The following is a 16,656-nucleotide window of genomic DNA, read 5'->3' on the forward strand; positions in this document are numbered from 1 at the left end:
CTCCCCTGCCCTGCTTGCGCGTCTGTTCCACGCATTTTTCCATGACATCGCAGTCAACACACAACCAATCCGTGCCACCGCACGTCGTCATTTTGGGAGGCGGTTTTGCCGGTCTCGCCGCTGCCCGCGTCCTCGACACACCGCGCCTCCGCGTGACGCTTGTTGACCGGCAAAATCACCACCTTTTTCAGCCGCTCCTCTACCAAGTTGCCACCGCCGGCCTCGCCGCGCCCGACATCGCGCAGCCGCTCCGCCACATCCTCGCACGTCAGGAAAATCTCACTACACTCATGGCCGGGGTCCGCGGCATCGACCTCGACGCGCAACGCGTGCAACTCGCCGACACCAACCTCCCCTACGACTACCTCATCGTCGCCCTCGGCGCGCGCACCGGATATTTTGGCAACAACCACTGGGCGCAATACGCTCCCGGTCTCAAGACCCTCGACGAAGCCACGCGCCTGCGCCGCGAAATGCTCCTCGCCTTTGAGCGTGCTGAAGCCGCACCCGACACCCGCGAACATCAAAGCCTGCTCAGCTTTGTCGTGGTCGGTGGCGGCCCCACCGGAGTTGAAACCGCCGGCGCCCTCGCCGAACTCGCCCGTCAGGCACTCGTGGACGACTTCCGCCGCATCGATCCCTCGCTTGCCCGCGTCCATCTCATCGAGGCCGGTCCGCGCCTGCTCCCGATGTTTTCCCCGTCGCAGTCCGACTACACGCGCCGTCGGCTCGAAAAGATGGGCGTCACCGTCCACCTCAACACTGCCGTCCGCGACCTCGGCGAGGGCTGGGTGCGGGCCGGCGAACGACGTATCGACAGCGTCATTACAATCTGGGCCGCAGGCGTCGAAGGCAGTCCGGTGGCGCGCACGCTCTCCGGCGTCTCCCTCGACCGTGCCGGACGCGTGCAAGTTGCGCCCGACCTCTCCCTCCCCGCCCACCCCAACGTCTTTGTCGCCGGCGACCTTGCTACGCTTACCGATGCCTGCGGCGTGCGCGTGCCCGGCGTTGCTCCCGCCGCCGCGCAGATGGGCCGCCACGCCGCCCGGCAAATTCTCGCCGACCTCGCCGGTCCCGCTTCGCGCCTCCGCGAACGTCGTCCCTTTATTTATCGCGACAAAGGCTCCATGTCCACCATCGGGCGCAGCGCCGCTGTCGCGCAAGTCGGACGCCTCCGCTGGCGCGGCTGGGCCGCATGGGTTGCGTGGCTGACCATTCACCTGTATTTCCTCGTCGGCCTGCGCAACCGCCTCGTCATTTTTCTGCAATGGACCTGGGCCTACTGGACATGGCAACGCGGCTCCCGAATCATCACGGGGCTCAACATCGAGGAACAGGAACCTGCGATGCCATCCGTGCCTAATTCACCGCCTTGAATCCCGGCGTCCAGTATTTGCTCTCTTCGCCGAGGTTGGCGTCGCCGTTGGCGGTCAGCGTCGGCACGTCCATTGCACTCACGTGACCATCGCACCAGAGCACATTGTTTTTACCTTTGTGCACGCCAGTGATTGAGACACCGCCGAATGTTACGGACCGCTTGATGTAATAATCGCTGAGCGTGGCAACGGCGCTGCCACCGGGACCCGAGTGGCCTCCTTCGGAAATCATGAGCGTGCGTCCCGGACTGGGCAGGGAGGCCAAAGTCCGCCGAACCTTGTTCGATGGACTCACGCAGTAACCGAGTGCGAAGTTCATTCCATAGATTGGGTCCGTCCACTTGATCCCTTCCGCCGCGAACCGGCGACCATTGGTCGGGCAGTCAAACTGACCTTTTTTGAATTTTCCCGAAATTCCAATGTAGGGCGTGATTTCTGCCAGCCAGCTCGCACCCACACCTACGCCATCCGGGAATGAACTCTTCGCCTCGGGATTGGGCAGGTAGCCCCTGTAGTCGCTCCCATACAACATGCTCGCGTTATAAAATTGTCGCAGGTTGGAAATGCACGTCGCCTTCTGGGCACTCCCCCGCACCTGACTGACGACGGGCAACATTATCCCCGCCAGAATCCCGATGATCGCGATCACCACAAGAAGTTCGATTAACGTAAAAGCGCGGCGAAGGGTGTGTTTCATGGTTGGAAATCGAATGTGCTGGTTTTTGGGGGTTGCGGACCCTCTCCGACAAGAACGCCGGAATGGTAAAGCATGTTGGGGTATTCGATTTTGTTGAGGACCGCATAACGCCCGCTGCCCGACACCACAGTCCGCCCGCCTCGCGTCAAAGAAAACTCCGGCACGAGCACCTTGTCCGCCACCGGCAGCGGCACCTTGAACGATGTGATGCCTGCCTCCGCCTGTCGCGTGTGCATCTCGCCGTTGATCACGATTCGCAACTCGCCCGGCTCGCGCAGAAAACCCAGCAACTCGATCTCGTCGCGCACCGCCGCATGTCCCCCCCCCTCCTGTTTCAGCGTCCACTTGATGCCTCGCGCCGGTTTGAGGTCCGAATGGTGGCGCCGGTAACTGTAATAGAGCACATCGCGCGTGATCTCCGGCTGCCGGCCCGTTTTGAACCATTGCGTGTAGTAGGCCGCGATATCATACGGCGCGAATCCGATGGCTGTGGCCGGAGCCATCGCCTGCTCGGAAAAATCCGACCACGTGTTGATAAACACCCACTCTGCCTGATCCTCGATGGCGGTCTGCCACATCCGGCGTTGCGCCGAAAAATTGGCAGCCTCCCAAAAAATGCTGCCACGCGAACGTATGTCGTGCGGTGCCACCGGGGCTACCACCAACGCCGTATGCTTGCGTGCCGTCTCCACCCAATTTGTGCGTATCGGCGAACGCGGCCCCCAGTTCGCCATGCCAAGGCTGATCGGTGCAAATTCCGCCAGTCGCCCCGTGCTGTTGAATTGCGGCAGGAACGCCACGCGCATCCCCAATCGCTCCATCTCGGCCAGCGCCGCCTGCCACCATCCCGTCGAGTGCCGCTCCGGCAGCCACATGCTGAATACCATCCGGCCATCCTCCGTGCGCAGCACCGCCGGCGCTTCCCACAAATGCCGGAAAACCGGCGACTGCGCGTAATACGCCGGATCGGTGTCCGGATCGCCCTCTCCGTTCACGCCATTTTTATTCGTGGTCGTGTAAGGCGCCGGGATGATTTTGAATCCGCTGTCCACGCGCCTCGCCGCCTCGACAAGCGCAAAGGAACGCCGATTAAACACCTCCGTCGAAGATTTTGGATACGAAAAAAAATCCACCACGAAGCCATCCAGACCCATCTGAATGCCGAGCCGCACCTCCTCTTCCATCGCGCGAATCAACTCCTCCTCTTTTGACAAACCGGCGGCCATCGGCGGACGCGGCAGCGGATGGTAAAAAATCTTCGTCCCCGCATTCTTGCGTCGCGGATCAACCTCCGTCGAAGCGTTCAACGTCGTCCGCACATACCACGAAAGACCGGGATCGGCAGACGACCACTCCGACGAATAAATCGGATAATAATACGCAAAAACCTTCCGTTTCTCTGCCCGCATCACCGACGCGGATTCCTGCCGGAAAGGCAGCCACTCTGCACGATCCGCATCGACCTGTCCTCCCATACAGACATTGTCCACCGCCCATCCACCTCTCCGCGCGTCACCACTTGCGTTATAAAAACGCAATTCGCTCAACGCACCTGCATCTGGTAGCCTCAGCGATTCCAGCCCCAATCCCACCGGCTTCTTTTTATCGCGCTCGGTGAATAGCACAAACGAAACCCGATTGTCAGCCGATACTGTCACGCCGACATGAAACCATAGATCGTAACTCAGGGGCGCGATTTTTTTCCATTCATTCACGCCTTTGTCCCCCGCTTCGGCGGCCAGCATCCTCAAACCCTCTTCCCTGTTCAGCCGCAGTTGCAATCCCCGTCCATTTTCATCTGTAAGGTCGCAGGCGAGTTCCATTCCCATCGACATCGTTGCATCCACCGCCTCCTCGTCCGCGGATGGTCGCAAAAATCTGAAGTCAAATCCGAGGTAAACATCGCCCTCCGGCGGCGGAACAAATGACGTTGCAATCCCAACCCCATGCGTCCCCTCCGTCATGCTTTTGGTGCGAAACACCAATCCTTTCCCGGTGATCTTGTTGCCGGGAAACAGCGATTCGCCATCCGCCAACAACGCCAACTCAATACCTTTGGGAAGCATGCCCGGTTCCGCGCCAATTAACCGCCAAGGATGCGGGGGCAGCTTACCCGCCTCATATTCATCAAACCGGTCCACCGGCAATTGCTCCACCGTCCTGAAGCCGGACGCCTGCTGCCCGGAAGACAAGGCGGAGCCATTTGCGTAGGCCGTCAGCATCATCAACAACGTAAAAGCTCCGGACATCTGAGACACTGTGCGGAAACTATTTCGATGCGTATTCGATATTTTATTACGTATGTTATGCATTTAAATATCCTTGGAGCCCTATCGTTTATCCAGCCAGTCATCCGTCCTGAATGGCGCGGCTGGCAGCCCTGCCTTGTTAAACAACACTGGCGAAGGAAAATCCCTCCATGCGTAACGCAACGCCACTGGCGCGCGCACCAGTGAGCTGCGCACGATCACCTCGCGCCCGTCCGCCACCAGCGTTGCCGCCGCTGGATGAAACTTTCTGTCCTCTCCTGCCAGTTCAAACGCGCCCGGTTTTGGTGCAAGTGAACGCAATACCGGCGTCAAGTCCCCCTCACCCACGCCTGCCAGTTTCACCCGCATCACTTCTCCGTCCCTGCGTGCTGACCGAATCACCGGCCCCGACGCCACGACGGATTCACCAAAAACATCCCGCTGAATCACCTTCGCCATCCGATCCGCAAACTCTGCCTTGTTTGCCGGATGAATTTCCTTCGGTTCGCCCAGATCACACGTCACCACCAAGGATGTCGCTGGGAGGCTCAACGCCGCGGCCTGTCCTTCGCGCAAAATCGGCCAGCACACCGTTCCATCCCCCCCAAACCCCGGCAACTGCATAAACACAAACGGCAACTCCGGACTCCCCCACGCCTGCCGCCAGTCCTCAATCAAGGCCGCGAAAAGTCCTGCGTATTCGCGCGGAAACTGCCAGTTCGCCTCGCCCTGATACCACAGCGCCGCGCGCACTCCGTATCCGGCCAACGGATTCAGCATCGCATTGAATGCCCGGGATGGCACCGCCCGGTCCTGCGGGCCGCCGGACGGTGCGCGCGGGGGGCGTTTCGTGAAGCTCGCGCCAGCCGCCTCCGCCGCCCGCTTTTCCTCCTCAAACGCAGCCTTCGCCTGATCGTAGGCGAGTTTTGCCGCCGGATAATTCGCTCGGCGCTTTTCCCATCGCGCCTTCACCACGGATAATTCCGGCCTCGCGCCGGAAGCGTAGGCGTTGCCGCTCAACCATGTTTCAATCGCCGTTCCGCCCCAAGAGCAGTTGATCAAGCCCTGCGGCACGCCGGAGCCCCGGAAAAGATCACGGGCGACAAAAAAGCCAAGCGCCGTAAATTCTCCCACTGTCTTGGGCGAGCATACCACCCATTTCCCGTCTTTTGGCTCCGATAGCGGTTCATCGCTGATCGCGGGACGCACGCGAAACTGGCGGATTTGTGGTAAATCCGCCTCCGCGATTGCCTCCGCCGCGCCGGCTGATTTGCGAACCGTCCATTCCATGTTCGATTGTCCTCCACATAACCATACATCGCCCACCAACACATCAGGACTCACACGACGCTCACCTTTTTCAGTCTCGAAAATCAATTCCCCTGCCGCTCCTTCAGGGAGTTCTCCAAGCATCACTCGCCACCGGCCAGCCTCATCCGCCGTATCCGTGGCACGCACCACTCCCTGCTTGGACGAAAATGTCACCACAACCCGCTCTCCGGAATCCGCCGTTCCCCACACCGGTACGCGCCTGTCCCGTTGCAATATCGCATAAGGGCCAAACAAGGCTCCCGGCGTCAATGCAGCCGCCAGCAACGTCGGCATGAGCAGGGAAACGAACAGCAGAAAAGCAGGCGGGAATCGCATGGGGAGGGGGAAGAATGGGGAATGAGTTAAAAGAAGATCGCCCGCTTGCAGGGCAGGTTAATTGTTCAGGGAAAGCTTAAGAAGCTCCTCGGCGCTCAGTGCCCGGTTGTAAATGCGCACATCTCGAATTTCTCCGCGAAACGGATATCGTCCGTCATCCGTTGCGCCGATGGTAATCGGACGCTTGTCGGCGGGGATTGTCGCCGTGCCTTTGGCGCGCACGACGCGCTCGCCCACCATTGAGTCCGCCGGATAACCATCCACGAAAAATGACAATCCGTTCATGTCGTCTGTTTTCCAGACCACGGAAACCCGGTGCCATTCGCCCGGCCTGAACAAGGCTGCCTTTGTCATGCGAATCACCGCCGTCCCATTTTCCCGCGCCCAGAAAAACAGTAGCTTGCCACTTACGTAATTTCCAAAAAACCAGCCCGCCTTTTCCTTCGCGTCGATCCGGCTCACAAGAGCCTGCTTCGCTCCGGCAATTTTGGAATCGCCGGACGACGGAGCGAGTTTGACCAACGCCGAGATGGTCAGCGCATCCGTTGCTCCGGCCAGAGTCGCGGCATTTTCCGTTCCGGCCAGTCGCAAGAATCCGGCTTTCCATGAGTTCGAATCGAATATCAGTGCGCCCGCGCTTTCGGAGAATTTCGGTTGCGTACCGTTTACGATCACGCTTTCCAGAGAATCGCCCTCAGCTGTTTGGACGGGTAGCTGTTTACGAAAATCCAAATGCAGCAGAAAGTCACTGTCCGCTATTTGCCCTTGCAGGAAAGATGTTACGGACAGAGCGACGGAGAGAAAAACCGGATACAGAGACAATCGGGTTTGTTTCGGAAAAATCATGGCGAATGAGAAAAATCGAAGACCTGCGTTATTGTTGAACTAAAACCGGGGGGGGGGTGGGGGAGGGGGGGAGATCAGGCCCGGAGGCGGGAGCGTATCCGACCAACCGATACAAAGGCAGCAACGGCCAGCCCCAGCAACACCGCCACGGTCGCCGGTTCGGGAACGGCCGCAGTTTGCGCCCAAATCGCCCGGATGTCGTCCGCGCCGAGCGCGCCCGATGTTCCGCTCGCCACACCGTAAATGCGCAGGTCTGTGATAAACGTGTTTATCAGCGCGCCCGTGCTCGAGGTGCCAGTGACATTCCAACGGTTGGTCACGCTGATGCTGTTGACATCGCCCGTCGCGAAGAGACTGATGCTGCCGGAGGTGCCGACCGTCAGCCCCGTTGCCGCGACCGGCGCCGTGGTGGCGGTGCCGAAATAAACGCTTATGCCGCTGAGCAGCGAAGAGGCGGACGAGTTGACCGTCACGGCGAAGAAAACCCACTCGTCTCTCGCGTAAGAATTATTCGCCGTACGCACCGAGGGGGCGCCGGCGTTTGTAGAGTTGATCCAAAGGTAGTTATCGTTGGTGCTTAAGATCGTGAGACCGTTTTCCAGCGAGATGATGGCCCCGTTATTTCCCGTTTGGTTGCCCTCCCGTTTGAACCAGCCCGTGATGGTGTAGGAGGTCAGGTTGTCGAAGGTTCCGTTGACGTCGGTTTTCCGGGTGACATCCGCCCAGTTGCCAGAGGTCGCGGTGTTTTTGAACGCGCCACCTTTGCCGTCCACGCCTGTTCCCCAAGCGAAGTTATTGGAGCTGAGCGTGAGGTCGTTGCCGTTGGCGGTGTTGTCTGCGGTCACAGCGCCCTTGCCACCCGTGCCCTCTTCGAACAACCACTGCCCCAGCAACGGCAAATCGGCTCGCGATTGGGACGGAACCAGAATCGCCGCGCAGATAGCGGCAATCAACAGCCCCACGCACCGGGCTAGACGCCTGCGTGAATCGGGGCGGAAAAATGAACAATCGGACAATGTCATGGGAGGACGGGTGGTTTTCATGGCAGGATTCTGTTTTGAGTAGGTGGTGGAGGCCGCCGCGTTATCGCGGAAGGCGTAAGAGTTCTCAGGGTCTGAAAAAGGGCTGGAAAAGCCCTCATGCTCGAACACTCTCAAACCCCGGAAATTCGGGCAATATCTTCGTAACTTCACACGTAAAGTTGACACTGTCCGGGAGTGCCTGAATCTGACCCGCACCATGCCAAACCTGCGTGAAATCGCCCGTGCCACCGGCCTTACCGCCACCGCGGTTTCGATGGCCCTGCGCAACGCCCCCGGCGTTTCCGAAGCCACCCGGCGGCGGGTGCGCGAGATCGCCGAGAAAATGGGTTATCGGCCCAACCCGCTCGTCACCTCGCTCATGCAGCACATCCGCAGCGGACGCGAGACCAAGGAACACGGCTGCATTGCCATCCTGGTCAATCGCGAATCGAAAGAAGACTGGTTGTCCCGTCCCTCTGACGCCGCGTTTCGCCAGCACTACGAAGGCTACCAGCGACAGGCCACACTGCGCGGCTACCGCACCGAATGTTTTTTCCTGAAAGCCCCCGGCATGTCTGCCGAGATTATTGATCGCCGTCTCTACTCTCGAGGCATTGCCGGGATGATTCTCGCTGCCCCCCGGGGGGGGGCGCTCTCCTCCACCCATGCCATGCATTGGGAACGTTACGCCCTGTCCACCATCAGCTATTCTTGGATCACGCCTCCGATCGACCGCGTATCCTCCCATCACCGTCATACCGTTGAACGCGCTTATACCGAGGTTTACCGGCGCGGCTACCGGCGCATTGGCCTCTGCCTGCCCGAGGTGGCGATCAACGGCGTGGATTCCAACTGGATGGCCGGCTACCTTGTCAGCCAGATTCGCATCCCCGGAGCCGTCCGCATTCCACCCTTTGCCGGCAACGTCCACGAGACCCCGCTCAAGACCTTTCGCGTCTGGCATGACCGCTGGCGTCCCGACGTCCTGCTCACTCTCCTCGGCGAGGAAGAGCAATGGACGCGCGCGCTCGGCCTCGCCATCCCCGACGACCTCGCTCTCGTCTGCCTCAACCGCCCGCCAGATTCCTCTCTGGCCGGGATCGACGAAAACAACGTTGTCGTCGGCGCCACCGCCTGCGACCTCGTCGTCAACCAACTCACGCACAACGAACGCGGCCCCCCCTCCCATCCCAAAACCATCCTCATTGATGGCAACTGGCACGACGGCTGGTCTCTCCCTTCCGAGAAGAAAAAGTCACGCCGCCCCCGCCCCCTTAACCGTCCCTAGGGAGTGTAGTCACGAGATAAGATTGACTGAGTTTTTTTGTGATGGAGAATGTCAGCATGGCGAAAGATCAACACCGTCACGACATTTCGGACCGAGTTTGGAGCGTTCTGGAGCCGCTGCTACCTGGAAGGAAAGGAGCGTGGGGAGGGGTGGCGGAGGACAACCGCAAGTTCCTCAACGCGGTTCTGTGGATTTTACGCACTGGTGCGCCTTGGAGGGATCTTCCAGAGGATTACGGAGGGTGGGGCAACACGCACAGGCGTTTTTGTCGCTGGAGAGACAAGGGGCATTGGGAGCGCCTGTTGTCGGAACTGATGAACGAGCCCGATTTCGAGTGGCTGATGATTGATGCCAGTCATGTCAAAATCCATCCGCATGCGGCGGGAGCCAGAGGTGGAAACGAGGCGATCGGTCTGACAAAAGGGGGCGAAACACCAAACTACATTTGGCCGTGGATGCGCATGGTATGCCGGTGCGAGTCATTGTTACAGCGGGTTCCACGGCTGATTGCACACAGGCTGGCAGGTTGATTGAAGGCATTGCCGCAGACCATCTGATCGCCGACAAGGGATATGACACCAACGCCATCATCGAAATGGCGCAGGCCGCAGGCATCTGCCCGCAGATTCCTCCAAAGACCAATCGCATAGAACAACGCGAATATGACCCTTATCTTTATCGGATCAGGCATCTGGTAGAAAATGCATTCCTACGACTCAAGCAATGGCGCGGCATCGCAACCCGATACGCAAAACGAGCCTCCTCTTTCCTCGCTGCCGTCCAATTCAGGTGTGCCATCCTCTGGGCTTCAATCTCGTGACTACACGCCCTAGTTCCAAGTTTTTAGTTTCTCAGTTTTTTTCATTCAGAAGATCCAATGATGGCCGATCTAACAGACCGGCCCTGCTACTGCATTTCGCTGCTGGCGGAGCCTCCCCTCCCAACCTCCAGCGATATGGATATGAACAAAACCAGAAAACTCGGCACCAAACTCCTCCTCTCCTTTGGCCTGCTCATCCTCATAATGCTCCTCCTCGGCGGCCTCGCCGTCTGGAACATGCACCAAGGCGCCAACACCGCCCGCACCACCTCCGACGAAGCCGTCCCAGTCGTCACCACTGCCGCCGCCCTTGAGCACCAAGTCATGCTCACCCGCTACGAACTCCGCGGCTACTACCTCCAGCACGAAACCGACTACCTCACCCGCGGCCGCGAAAGCCTGGCCGACATCAAACGCCACCTGCAAAAAGCCCGCGAATTCGCCGACACCACCCACGACGCCCAACTCGCCGACGCTGTCACCCGCACCGCCGCCACCGTGCAGGACTATGAAAACACCCTGCAACTCGTGACCGAAAGCATCGCCTCGACCAACGCCGCCCGCCTTCACCTCGACGAAGCCGCCCGCGCCCTCATTGCCGCCGCCGACGGATTCCGCGCCGCCCAATTCCGCATCATTGAGCAAGAAACCACCGCCCCCACCGCCGACCAAGCCCTCTTCACCGAAGCCCGCCTCAAATACCAAAACCTCATCGCCATTGACCAAGCCATTGCCACCCTTCGCCTCGCCGTCTGGCGCGCCCTCGCCGAGCGCACCCCGCAAACCCTCGTCGAAGCCCAGGCCCACGTCGCCACCATCAACGACCTCGCCACCCGCCTCCGCGCCACGCTCACCCTTGACGCCAACATCCGCCTCGTAACCAGCCTCGCCAAATCCGCCACCGATTACGGACGCGCCATGAAGACCCTCAGCGACGACTGGCAAACCCGCGACAAACTCATGAAACAAGGCACCGACCTCAGTTACCTGATGAGCGCCGAGACCCAAAAACTCATTGAAACCAGCCTCGCCAAAGTGCGCACCGACTCCATCGGCACCACCCGCCAACTCGTCTTCTCCTCCACCATCATGCTCACCGGCCTCGGCATCGCCTTTCTCATCGGCGTCGCCCTTGCGCTCGGCTTGGCGCGTTCGATCACGCGCCCGATAAAAACCATTGCCGACACCCTCAACCAAGGAGCCAGCCAGACCGCCGCCGCCGCCGGACAAGTCTCCTCCGCCAGCCAGACCCTTGCGCAAGGTGCCAGCGAACAAGCCGCCGCCCTCGAAGAAACCAGTTCCTCCCTCGAAGAACTCTCCAGCATGACCCGCCGCAACACCGACAACGCGCAACAAGTCAACTCCCTCGCCCAACAAGCCCGCGCCGCCGCTGAAACCGGTTCTTCCGACATGTCCGACATGTCCCACGCCATGCAAGACATCCAAAAAAGCAGCTCCGACGTCGCCAAAATCATCAAGACCATCGACGAAATCGCCTTCCAAACCAACATCCTCGCCCTCAACGCCGCCGTCGAAGCCGCCCGCGCTGGCGAAGCCGGGGCCGGCTTTGCCGTCGTCGCTGAAGAAGTCCGCAACCTCGCCCAACGCAGCGCCCAGTCCGCACGCGAAACCGCCTCCAACATCGAAAACGCCGTCACCAAAACCGCCCAAGGCGTCCAACTCACAGAAAAAGTCACGCGCAGCCTCGACGAAATCCTCCAAAAATTCCGCCAAGTTGACCAACTCGCCGCCGAAGTCGCCACTGCCTCCAAGGAACAGTCCCAAGGTATCGACCAAGTCAATACAGCCGTCAGCCAGATGGACAAAGTCACCCAGTCCAACGCCGCCGGCGCAGAAGAAAGTGCCTCCGCCGCGGAAGAACTCAACGCCCAAGCCATCTCCCTCAAAGACGCCGCCCAATCTCTCCTCGCGCTCGTTGACGGTGCCAAATCCTAAAACATTTTCAGGGAACTTCTAAAAATTCCCAAGAACCGGACAAGAGCATGATTTCCAAATGGAAGATCGAAATCATGCTCTTGTCCGGTTCCCCCATGCCCGGCAAAAATTACCGGCTCCGACTCCCGGAGAATGACACGTCGCCGGTCCGCTCGCTTTTTAGCGACGCAACCATCGCCATTCTAATGAGTTAACACCACTGGCACCGATGCTGCTACCAAGCCATGACCGACCCATGAACATCGGCATCTACCAAAACGCTGCCTCCCTCAACGCGCTCGAACGCTGGCAAGATGTCGTCACGCAAAACATCTCCTCCAGCCAGACAGCCGCCTTCAAACGCCGCACCGTGCAAGTCACGGGCAACTACTCCGGCGAATTTCAACTCCCCCGCCCCACCGCCTTCGCCCCCGCCCACCCCGGAGCCACCGGTTCCAGCGGCGACACCCGCCGCGCCGTCTTCCCCCTCACCAACATCAACATCAGTCTCACCCCCGGCGAAGCCCAGCCCACCCGTGGCGAACTCGACATCGCCCTCCCCGGCGACGGCTTTTTCAAAGTCCGCGACGCATCCGGCGTCATCCTCTACACCCGTGCCGGCTCCCTGCAAATCAGTCCCGAACGCACCCTCGTTACCGCGCAGGGAATGGACGTCCTCAGTGATGCCGACACCCCCATCCAACTCGAAACCGAAAGCACCACCTCCAGCCTCGTTTTCAACGACGACGGCACCATCTCCCAAGGCGAGACCATCATTGGCCGCCTCGGCATCGTCACCTTTGCCAACCCCACGCTCCTCACCCCCATCTCCGGCGGACTCTTCACCGCCCCCCCCGCCGCCGGGCCCCAGCAAATGGACGAACCCGGCGTCATCCAAGGCTACATCGAGTCCAGCAACGTTTCCCAACTCCGCGAAATGGTGGACCTCATCACCATCTCCCGCGCCTACGAAGCCAACCAGAAGATGATCCAAAGCCGCGACGACACCATCGGCAAAACCCTCGAAGCCCTCACCACCTAAAACGAATTAGAAAGTAGGAATTAGAAATTAGAAAAACGAACCCATGCACACGATCCCCTCAAACCCCCCGCACACCAAAGCGACGGCGAAGCCGCCCACTTCCTAACTCCTAATTTCTACTTCCTAATTTCCCATGAACCTCTCCCTCTATTCCGCCGCCACCGGCATGGAAGCCCAGCAACTCAACCTCAACACCATTGCCAACAACCTGGCCAACGTGAACACCGCCGGCTTCAAGCGCAGCAAAATCGAGTTTCACGACATGCTCTATCAATCCCCTCGCAACGCCGGTGCGGAGACCGGCAACGGCAACCTCCTCCCCACCGGCGTCGAAATCGGCAACGGCTCCCGCATCTCCTCCACCGCCAAAATCTTCACCCAAGGCCAGCTCACCGCCTCCAGCGAAAAACTCGACATCGCCATCCAAGGCGAAGGCTTTTTTGAAATCCAGCGCCCCGACGGCACCACTGCCTACACCCGTGACGGCTCCTTCAAACAAGACCCCAACGGCCAGATCGTCACCGCCGACGGCCTCCCCGTCCTCAGCGGATTCCAAGCCGTGCCCAACGGCACCACCGACATCACGATCTCCGACACCGGCGACGTCACCTACACCAACGCCGCCGGCAACGAAACCTTCCGCCTCACCCTCACCCGCTTTGCCAACCCCGCCGGCCTGCGCAGCCTCGGCGGCAACCTCTACGAAGAAACCCCCGCCAGCGGCACCCCCGAAACCGGCCAGCCCGGCGAACAAGGATTCGGAACCACGCAACAATACTACATCGAATCCTCCAACGTGAACATCGTCGAAGAAATGGTGAACCTCATCGTCGCCCAACGCGCCTATGAAGTCAGCAGCAAGGCCATCCAGACCTCCGACGAAATGCTCCAAAACGTCACCCAGCTCAAACGCTGAAAATCCGAAACGACAACCGCTCATTTTTCCCCATGAAGCCATCGCGTATTCGCTTTCCCACGACACCTCTCATTCTGATTTTAGCCTTTCAGCTTTTCAGCCCTTCAGCTTTTTCCACCCTTCCCTCCCCCCCCCCTTCCCCCTTCCCTTCGCAACCCAACCCATTGGACGTTGGATGTTCGACGTTGGACGTTGGACGTTCGGGGCAAAGCCCCGCCCCCCCCCCCCCCCCGCTTCATCAACTCACCACGCTCCTCGCCGAGCACTTCAACACCCCCGGCGAACTCGCCCTCGACTGGCACCGTGAACGCCCGCCCGCGCTCACCGACACCGCCTGCTTCCAGATACTCGCCCACCCCGCCGCGCTCGCCCCGCAAATGCTCGTCCGCATCCGTATCCAGCCCAACACTACCGACAACAGCACCGGCGGAGCAACCACTCCCACCGACCTCACCCTCGTCCTCCGCGCCCAACTCTGGCGCGACGGCTGGCTGCTCCCCACTCCCGCCACCCGGGGCGACCCCGTTTATCTCCCCGCCCTCACCCTCAAACGCTACGACGCCCTTCGTGACCGCGACGCCGTCCCCGCCGAACCCGACGCCGACCTCATCTATACCCGCGCCGTCCCCGCCGGACGACTCCTCACCTGGCGCGACGTTATCCGCCGCCCCCTCGTCCGCCGCGGCCAGTTGATTGAAATCGCCGCCAACGAAGGCCCCCTCTCCATCACCCTCCGCGGCATCGCCCTTGAAGACGCCGGCCGCGGCGAAATCGTCCGCGTCCGCAACCCCGAATCCCGCAAAGAATTCACCGCCCTCGTCACCGCCGAATCCGCCGCCCGCGTCACCTTTTAACCACACCACGCCCCCCCATGCACCACCGCCTCCGCTTCCTCCATCTCAGCCTTTTAGCTTTTCAGCTTTTCAGCTTTTTAGCTTTTCCCGTCAGCGCCGGCTCCCTTTGGACCGCACCCGGCAGCCGCGAACTCTCGCTCGTGGCCGACGCCAAGGCCGGACGCGTCGGCGACATCCTCACCATCGTCATTGCCGAATCCGCCGCCCAAAGCTCCAGCCAGAGCAAAAAAACCTCCACCGAAACCAAATCCGAAGCCGCGGTGAACCAGTTCCTTTACCCCGCCAGCGCCAGCAAATTCGGCACCCACAACGGCGCCCTCCCCGGCATCTCCTTTGGCGGCACCAGTGACTTCAGCGGAGGCGGCACCGTCAACAACTCGCAAACCATCACCGCGCGCGCCGCCGTCCTCATCACCGACACCCTCCCCAACGGCAACCTCGTCATTGCCGGAGCCCGCCGCACCACCTTTTCCGGCGAAACCCAGCACGTCATCCTCCACGGCATCGTGCGCCGCGAAGACATCACCAGCGCCAACACCATTCTCTCCAGCAACATCGCCGACACCCACATCGAATTTATCAGCGAAGGCTCCCTGACCGACGCCCAGAAACGCGGCTGGCTCAGCCGCATCTACGAAAAACTCCGCCCCTTTTGACCCCCTTCGCCGGAAAAAATTAGGAATTAAAAATTAAAAATTAGAAAAACGAACCCATGCACACGCCCCCCTCAAGACACCCGCAATCCGAAATGACGGCGAAGCCGCCCACTTCCTAATTCCTAATTTCTACTTCCTAATTTTCCCCCCATGCGCCACCTGTTTCTCGCCCTTTTCAGCTTTTTAGCTTTCAGCCTTTTAGCTTTTCCGGCCCGCGCCTCGCGCATCAAAGACCTCGCCCTCGTCGGCGGCGGACGCGACAACCAACTCACCGGCTACGGCATCGTCGTCGGCCTTGCTGGTGACGGCGATTCCAACTCCCAAAAATCGACCCTCAGCTCCATCGCCAACGTCCTCCAACGCCACGGCATCACCGTCGAACCGACGCAAATCAAAGCCCGCAACACCGCCGCCGTCATTGTCACCGCCGACATCGCCGCCTTCATCAAACCCGGCTCCCGCATCGACCTCACCATCGCCTCCCTCGGCGACGCCAAATCCCTACAAGGCGGCGTCCTCCTCCAAACCCCCCTCATCGGAGCCGACGGCCGCGTTTACGCCGTCGGCCAAGGCCCCATCTCCGTTGGCGGCTTCCTCGGCGGCGCAGGCGGACCCGGCGGCGCGACCGTGCAAAAAAACCACCCCACTGTCGGCACCATCACCAACGGCGCCATCGTGGAACGCGAAATCCCCGCCGCCTTCGTCAACGAAGGCCTCCTCACCCTCCAACTCCACAACCCCGACTTTACCTCTGCCACCCGCATGGCCGACGCCATCAACGCCCGCTACCCCGCCGCCGCCGCCCTCCCCCTCGACGCCGCCACCCTCAACGTGCAAGTCCCCCCCGCCTACGCCGGCCGCGAAGTCGCCTACATCGCCGACCTCGGAGCCATCGAGATCACCCCCGACACCATGGCCCGCGTCGTCATCAACGAACGCACCGGCACCATTGTCGCCACCTCTACCGTCCGCCTTGCCCAAGTCGCCATCAGCCACGGCTCCCTCACCATCACCGTCAGTTCCACCCTCGGCGTCTCCCAACCCATGCCCTACTCCGCCGGCGGACAAACGGCGGTCGTCCCCTCCACGCAGACCGACGTGACCGAAGGCAAAGGCGGCTTTCACATCATCCCCGACACCCCCTCCATCGAACGCCTTGCCGCCGCCCTCAACGCCCTCGGCGTGAGCACCCGCGAGATGATGGCCATATTCCAAACCCTCAAACGCTCCGGTGCCCTCCAAGCCGAACTCGTCATCAACTGACCCCGCGCCATGACCACCGCCATCCCACCAGTATCCATCGGGGCA

The 16,656-nt window shown here is 60.6% G+C and carries 14 protein-coding genes and 1 pseudogene; 10 read left to right on the forward strand and 5 right to left on the reverse strand.

What is annotated here, in order from left to right:
* The first annotated feature begins 41 nt into the window (after positions 1-41).
* Positions 42-1,376 (forward strand): NAD(P)/FAD-dependent oxidoreductase, encoded by a 1,335-nt coding sequence (locus OBACDRAFT_RS23030; protein ID WP_043589349.1) that lies wholly within the window; start codon positions 42-44, stop codon positions 1,374-1,376.
* Here the strand turns inward: OBACDRAFT_RS23030 and OBACDRAFT_RS23035 are convergent.
* The 5 genes from OBACDRAFT_RS23035 to OBACDRAFT_RS23055 form a co-directional block, all read right to left on the reverse strand.
* Positions 1,360-2,073: a prepilin-type N-terminal cleavage/methylation domain-containing protein gene (locus OBACDRAFT_RS23035; RefSeq protein ID WP_052362428.1), complete on the reverse strand. Its 714-nt coding sequence runs from the start codon at positions 2,071-2,073 to the stop codon at positions 1,360-1,362. The genes OBACDRAFT_RS23030 and OBACDRAFT_RS23035 overlap by 17 nt on opposite strands.
* On the reverse strand, positions 2,070-4,322 hold the full coding sequence (locus tag OBACDRAFT_RS23040) for an endo-1,3-alpha-glucanase family glycosylhydrolase (protein WP_157837265.1): 2,253 nt from the start codon (positions 4,320-4,322) through the stop codon (positions 2,070-2,072). Before OBACDRAFT_RS23040 ends, OBACDRAFT_RS23035 begins: the two co-directional genes overlap by 4 nt.
* Before the next feature lie 81 nt (positions 4,323-4,403).
* The gene (locus OBACDRAFT_RS23045; protein ID WP_052362429.1) at positions 4,404-5,969 is read right to left on the reverse strand and encodes a sialate O-acetylesterase; all 1,566 of its coding nucleotides are present in this window, start codon (positions 5,967-5,969) and stop codon (positions 4,404-4,406) included.
* Positions 5,970-6,026: 57 nt separating this feature from the next.
* A complete protein-coding gene (locus tag OBACDRAFT_RS23050) occupies positions 6,027-6,815 on the reverse strand; it encodes a LamG domain-containing protein (RefSeq protein WP_043589355.1) in 789 nt (262 codons plus the stop codon).
* A gap of 74 nt (positions 6,816-6,889) precedes the next feature.
* Complete coding sequence (locus tag OBACDRAFT_RS23055) at positions 6,890-7,858, reverse strand: hypothetical protein (RefSeq protein WP_157837266.1); 969 nt, start codon at positions 7,856-7,858, stop codon at positions 6,890-6,892.
* 196 nt (positions 7,859-8,054) lie between these two features.
* Between OBACDRAFT_RS23055 and OBACDRAFT_RS23060 the strand changes: the two genes are divergently transcribed.
* The 9 genes and pseudogenes from OBACDRAFT_RS23060 (at position 8,055) to OBACDRAFT_RS23100 (ending at position 16,611) form a co-directional block, all read left to right on the forward strand.
* Positions 8,055-9,125 (forward strand): LacI family DNA-binding transcriptional regulator, encoded by a 1,071-nt coding sequence (locus tag OBACDRAFT_RS23060; protein ID WP_043589360.1) that lies wholly within the window; start codon positions 8,055-8,057, stop codon positions 9,123-9,125.
* A 56-nt stretch (positions 9,126-9,181) separates the two neighbouring features.
* A pseudogene (locus OBACDRAFT_RS27140) lies at positions 9,182-9,945 on the forward strand (IS5 family transposase).
* 141 nt (positions 9,946-10,086) lie between these two features.
* On the forward strand, positions 10,087-11,901 hold the full coding sequence (locus OBACDRAFT_RS23075) for a methyl-accepting chemotaxis protein (RefSeq protein WP_081722296.1): 1,815 nt from the start codon (positions 10,087-10,089) through the stop codon (positions 11,899-11,901).
* Between the two features lie 47 nt (positions 11,902-11,948).
* A complete protein-coding gene (locus OBACDRAFT_RS28745; RefSeq protein ID WP_157837267.1) occupies positions 11,949-12,095 on the forward strand; it encodes a hypothetical protein in 147 nt (48 codons plus the stop codon).
* A gap of 14 nt (positions 12,096-12,109) precedes the next feature.
* The gene (locus OBACDRAFT_RS23080; protein WP_232767639.1) at positions 12,110-12,922 is read left to right on the forward strand and encodes a flagellar hook-basal body protein; all 813 of its coding nucleotides are present in this window, start codon (positions 12,110-12,112) and stop codon (positions 12,920-12,922) included.
* A gap of 133 nt (positions 12,923-13,055) precedes the next feature.
* On the forward strand, positions 13,056-13,838 hold the full coding sequence (gene flgG / locus OBACDRAFT_RS23085) for a flagellar basal-body rod protein FlgG (protein WP_043589362.1): 783 nt from the start codon (positions 13,056-13,058) through the stop codon (positions 13,836-13,838).
* A gap of 32 nt (positions 13,839-13,870) precedes the next feature.
* Positions 13,871-14,692: a flagellar basal body P-ring formation chaperone FlgA gene (flgA, locus tag OBACDRAFT_RS23090; RefSeq protein ID WP_081722297.1), complete on the forward strand. Its 822-nt coding sequence runs from the start codon at positions 13,871-13,873 to the stop codon at positions 14,690-14,692.
* Between the two features lie 17 nt (positions 14,693-14,709).
* Positions 14,710-15,348: a flagellar basal body L-ring protein FlgH gene (locus OBACDRAFT_RS23095; protein WP_043589363.1), complete on the forward strand. Its 639-nt coding sequence runs from the start codon at positions 14,710-14,712 to the stop codon at positions 15,346-15,348.
* 150 nt (positions 15,349-15,498) lie between these two features.
* Positions 15,499-16,611 carry a flagellar basal body P-ring protein FlgI gene (locus OBACDRAFT_RS23100; protein WP_043589364.1) on the forward strand — a complete coding sequence of 371 codons (1,113 nt, stop codon included), beginning with the start codon at positions 15,499-15,501 and terminating at the stop codon, positions 16,609-16,611.
* Positions 16,612-16,656: the final 45 nt, after the last annotated feature.

This window comes from Geminisphaera colitermitum TAV2 (genome assembly GCF_000171235.2).
Lineage (GTDB): Bacteria > Verrucomicrobiota > Verrucomicrobiia > Opitutales > Opitutaceae > Geminisphaera > Geminisphaera colitermitum.

Bases quoted from the DNA above. Each gene is read 5' to 3' on its own strand.
- OBACDRAFT_RS23030 (WP_043589349.1), top strand. From the start codon at position 42: ATGACATCGCAGTCAACACACAACCAATCCGTGCCACCGCACGTCGTC.
- OBACDRAFT_RS23035 (WP_052362428.1), bottom strand. From the start codon at position 2,073: ATGAAACACACCCTTCGCCGCGCTTTTACGTTAATCGAACTTCTTGTG.
- OBACDRAFT_RS23040 (WP_157837265.1), bottom strand. From the start codon at position 4,322: ATGTCCGGAGCTTTTACGTTGTTGATGATGCTGACGGCCTACGCAAAT.
- OBACDRAFT_RS23045 (WP_052362429.1), bottom strand. From the start codon at position 5,969: ATGCGATTCCCGCCTGCTTTTCTGCTGTTCGTTTCCCTGCTCATGCCG.
- OBACDRAFT_RS23050 (WP_043589355.1), bottom strand. From the start codon at position 6,815: ATGATTTTTCCGAAACAAACCCGATTGTCTCTGTATCCGGTTTTTCTC.
- OBACDRAFT_RS23055 (WP_157837266.1), bottom strand. From the start codon at position 7,858: ATGAAAACCACCCGTCCTCCCATGACATTGTCCGATTGTTCATTTTTC.
- OBACDRAFT_RS23060 (WP_043589360.1), top strand. From the start codon at position 8,055: ATGCCAAACCTGCGTGAAATCGCCCGTGCCACCGGCCTTACCGCCACC.
- OBACDRAFT_RS23075 (WP_081722296.1), top strand. From the start codon at position 10,087: ATGAACAAAACCAGAAAACTCGGCACCAAACTCCTCCTCTCCTTTGGC.
- OBACDRAFT_RS28745 (WP_157837267.1), top strand. From the start codon at position 11,949: ATGATTTCCAAATGGAAGATCGAAATCATGCTCTTGTCCGGTTCCCCC.
- OBACDRAFT_RS23080 (WP_232767639.1), top strand. From the start codon at position 12,110: ATGCTGCTACCAAGCCATGACCGACCCATGAACATCGGCATCTACCAA.
- flgG (WP_043589362.1), top strand. From the start codon at position 13,056: ATGAACCTCTCCCTCTATTCCGCCGCCACCGGCATGGAAGCCCAGCAA.
- flgA (WP_081722297.1), top strand. From the start codon at position 13,871: ATGAAGCCATCGCGTATTCGCTTTCCCACGACACCTCTCATTCTGATT.
- OBACDRAFT_RS23095 (WP_043589363.1), top strand. From the start codon at position 14,710: ATGCACCACCGCCTCCGCTTCCTCCATCTCAGCCTTTTAGCTTTTCAG.
- OBACDRAFT_RS23100 (WP_043589364.1), top strand. From the start codon at position 15,499: ATGCGCCACCTGTTTCTCGCCCTTTTCAGCTTTTTAGCTTTCAGCCTT.